Raw genomic sequence first — 3,629 nt, 5'->3', positions numbered from 1 at the left:
AGAAGTTTACCAGGGCGCCTGGAGAAATATTTCTGTGTAGCTAAATAACTATAGGAACCTTTATCACCTAAAAAAGCGACACGATTGAGTGGCAAGCTACTGCCAGGATTAGCTCTTGCAGCTAATAATGCTTGTTGATTCAGCACTGAATCTTCAATAATTACATGAAACAATTGTGTGACGTAATGTGCGTCGAGTCCGTGTTTTTTACCTTCTTTTATCAATCTAAGAAGTAATTGCTCCTCGCGTTTTTGATCTCGCACAGGAATTTGGTTTTTGATTTTTGTTTCAGCGACTTGATTAGTAAATTGTTGTCTTTTGGCTAAAAAAGACAACAGGTGCGTGTCAAGCTCAGTGATTTTGACTCTAAGTTCTTCTAATTCTAATGATGACATGATGTCCACTTGTTGTTCCGAAAAAACTCCCATCGGGGAGATTTTAGAATTATATTATGGGTAGATCTTATATTAAATCGAATAATGATAAAGGTTAAGATGTTTTAGAATTTATAAAGACACTACTTATATGTCAATGATTTAATTAAACATAATTTTCTAGTTTTTATAAATAATGAATAACGTTAGGTTCTAGGATTATTTTCCGAGTAACGAGGCTAACATTGCGCGAACTTCATTAACTTCAAAGGGTTTATCACACAGAGCATTAACGCCTGTTTGGTGGATATTTGCCATATGCAGACTAGAGCTTGATTCACTGGTTACCATGATAATGGGTATATGTGCTGTTTCAGAATTAAAACGAATAAATTCAGATAGCTCCCTACCGTCCATTTCAGGCATATTATAATCAGTGACGACTAGATCAAATAAGTTATCTTTTAAAATAGTGAGTGCTTGTGCACCGTTTTCGGACTCTATAATTTTTTGTAGCCCCAAACTATTTAATACCCTGCGAATATGATTTCGCGAAAGTTTACTATCATCAACCAATAAAACTCTTACATCATGAACGTCAAATAGCTCTAAATCTAATTCATCCGAATTAATCAAATCAAGTGAGGCTTTTAAAGCTTTTGCTAAGTTTTCTGGTGTAAAAGGTTTGGGTAAAATAGCAGCCACACCAGCTTGTTTAAACTCTTCCAGTTTCTCTAAACGATTTTCACTAGAGACTAACATAAATGGTGTAGAGGCAAGGAAGTCATCATTCTTAATTTGTTTTATGATGTCGAGTCCCGTTCCATCTTCAAAATACATGGCGCTAACAACCAAATCTGCACCGTGCTTATTTATTGCTTGTATTGCTTGTTCAACACTGCTGACAGGTTCTACTTGATGGATATTCGCAGCGGCTAACTGTTTTATGATAATTTTTCTTTGTGTATCAGATGGTTCGGCTAATATAATACCAACTTCTGATAAGGCGAGACGATGCATCAATACTCCTAATTTTGATTGCGGATGGTTATTAACCCCCGGCTAGTTTCACATTATGGCCTAGTTGCTCAAGGGTTGCTTTGATTTTATTGCGGTTGTCACCTTGAATTTCAATAATACCGTTTTTCAACGCACCACCTGTACCACACATTTTTTTCAGTTGACTACATAATTCTTTTAACTCTTTTTCGGGAAAGTCTACCCCCGTTACTGTTGTCATACCTTTACCTTTACGGCCCTTGGTTTCAAGACGTAAACGAACAATACCATCTGTTTTTGTCGATGTTCTAGTCGGTTCTTTATTTTGAATGCGGCCAGTTTGAGTACTGTATACCAATCTATTTTCACTCATATATATCTTGTACCCTATTGATGCTTAATGGATAAAAATACATTCTAATAAAAAAAAGTGATTCTTTGTAGGCAAAGCTATAAAAATATTATTTAATAACATTAACTTAGAAAACTGACTTATAAAAGTAATCGCTAAAATTTTGCTTGTCAAACAGGGGTAATACATGAGTTTAGATAGAAAATTTTCTGATGATGGTAAAGAATTAACCATACATCTAGGACAAAAATTTGATTTTGAAAAAGTGCGAGATTTTCGCCTTGCTTATTCAGAGGGTATTGAAGAAGTAAATAGTATTATTATAAACTTACAAAAAACAGAGTACATGGACAGCTCTGCTTTAGGCATGTTGTTAAATATGCAAAAAAGTTTAAGTTCTACAGTGACCACATTCAAAATAAGTCATTGTCAGTCGCAAGTGATAAAAATTCTCAAAATTGCTCGTTTTGACAAAAAATTCGTAATCGAATAGTTTGCCTTAACTTATCATGCGTATTTTAGTCGTTGACGACGACGCAATAAATCGTTTTTTACTCATAAATATGCTTGAGCAACAGGGGTATTTGGATACCTTTGAAGCCGAAGACGGATTAGTTGCAGTAGAACTAGCACAGCGCTTAAAACCTGATCTTGTATTGCTTGATGTTGTGATGCCAAAAATGGACGGTCACCAAGTTGCTACAATACTCAAAAAGTTAACTGGCGATATTTATTTACCTATTATTTTTATCACAGCAGTTGACGATGAAGAGTCACTAGCAAGATGTTTGGAGGCAGGAGGCGATGATTTTGTTTCAAAACCCGTTAATAAAGTTATTTTGACTGCAAAAATCCGTGTCCATGCCCGTACTCGATTATTAAGTAAAAAAGCTGCTGAACAAAATAAACAGCTTTATTTTTATCAAAACTCTACAGAACGCGAGCATAAGATAGTTGAACATATTTTTGCCAATGCACTGTCTGTGGATAAATCATTTACTCAATATCTGGATTATTGCTTAAATCCTGCCAGTAATTTTAATGGTGATTTGTTTTTAGCCAGCGCAAGTCCAACAGGGGGCATGTATTTTTTAATCGGTGACTTTACAGGTCATGGTTTAGCCTCTGCCATCGGCGCATTACCTGTCTCACAGGCTTTTCAAACGATGTCGAGAAAAGGTCTTTCTTTAATGGAGATGGCTGAAACCATTAACCAAACCTTATTGATGTTACTTCCAGATGATATGTTTTTTGCTGCGGCAATTGTTGAAATTAATAATACTGGAAAACAGATAGATGTTTGGAATGGTGGGATGCCTAACCTATTATTACAAGACGCTAGTGGTAAAATAATGAAACGGCTTGTATCTCGGCATATGTCTCTTGGAATATTGGAGGCTAATGAATTTGAGTCTGATACTGAACGTTATGAAATGAAATTTGGTGACAGATTAGTGGCTTTTAGTGATGGTATAGTTGAACTTGAAAATCAAAATAAAGACATGCTAGGAGATGATGGCATTGAAAATTGGCTAAGCGGTCAGCCTGATATCAGTGTCCAAGAAATAATTGGCAAAGCCACAGAATATTTAGGCTCAATAAAGCGTAAAGACGATATTACTATTGTGATATTCACCAGTCAGCCATTCGAACCTATGGTTCATAAATATATGGCATCTAAAATTCCAATTAAAATTATTATTGAATTGGATGCTGAACATATCAAATTAGCAGATCCTGTTGTGGATTTGGTTAATGTTATGACCAACCAATTAGGCTTACATAGTATTCATTCTGATCTGTTTACGGTATTAAGTGAGCTATACAATAACGCACTAGAACATGGTGTTTTAGAACTAGATTCAGCCTTAAAACAATCAGAAGATGGTTTTTTTGCGTATTAT

At 35.2% G+C, this 3,629-nt stretch carries 5 protein-coding genes; 2 read left to right on the top strand and 3 right to left on the bottom strand.

Annotation, left to right across the window (positions count from 1 at the left end):
• The 3 genes from ACJAT7_RS18510 to ACJAT7_RS18500 all read right to left on the bottom strand — a co-directional run.
• Nucleotides 1-395 (bottom strand): chorismate mutase (locus ACJAT7_RS18510; protein ID WP_415228267.1); only part of this gene is annotated, 395 nt, incomplete at its 3' end.
• A 198-nt stretch (nucleotides 396-593) separates the two neighbouring features.
• Nucleotides 594-1,394, bottom strand: a complete 801-nt coding sequence (locus ACJAT7_RS18505) for a response regulator (protein WP_293762207.1) — start codon at nucleotides 1,392-1,394, stop codon at nucleotides 594-596.
• 31 nt (nucleotides 1,395-1,425) lie between these two features.
• Nucleotides 1,426-1,746, bottom strand: a complete 321-nt coding sequence (locus ACJAT7_RS18500) for a stress response translation initiation inhibitor YciH (RefSeq protein ID WP_363315373.1) — start codon at nucleotides 1,744-1,746, stop codon at nucleotides 1,426-1,428.
• 166 nt (nucleotides 1,747-1,912) lie between these two features.
• Here ACJAT7_RS18500 and ACJAT7_RS18495 point away from each other — a divergent pair, with 166 nt between their 5' ends.
• Nucleotides 1,913-2,218 carry an STAS domain-containing protein gene (locus ACJAT7_RS18495; protein ID WP_415228266.1) on the top strand — a complete coding sequence of 102 codons (306 nt, stop codon included), beginning with the start codon at nucleotides 1,913-1,915 and terminating at the stop codon, nucleotides 2,216-2,218.
• A 16-nt stretch (nucleotides 2,219-2,234) separates the two neighbouring features.
• Nucleotides 2,235-3,629, top strand: a 1,395-nt coding sequence (locus ACJAT7_RS18490) for a PP2C family protein-serine/threonine phosphatase (RefSeq protein ID WP_415228265.1), incomplete at its 3' end; no start/stop codon positions are given.

The organism is Psychromonas sp. (assembly GCF_047632995.1).
GTDB lineage: Bacteria > Pseudomonadota > Gammaproteobacteria > Enterobacterales > Psychromonadaceae > Psychromonas.
This window is presented reverse-complemented; position numbering and strand designations above follow the sequence as displayed.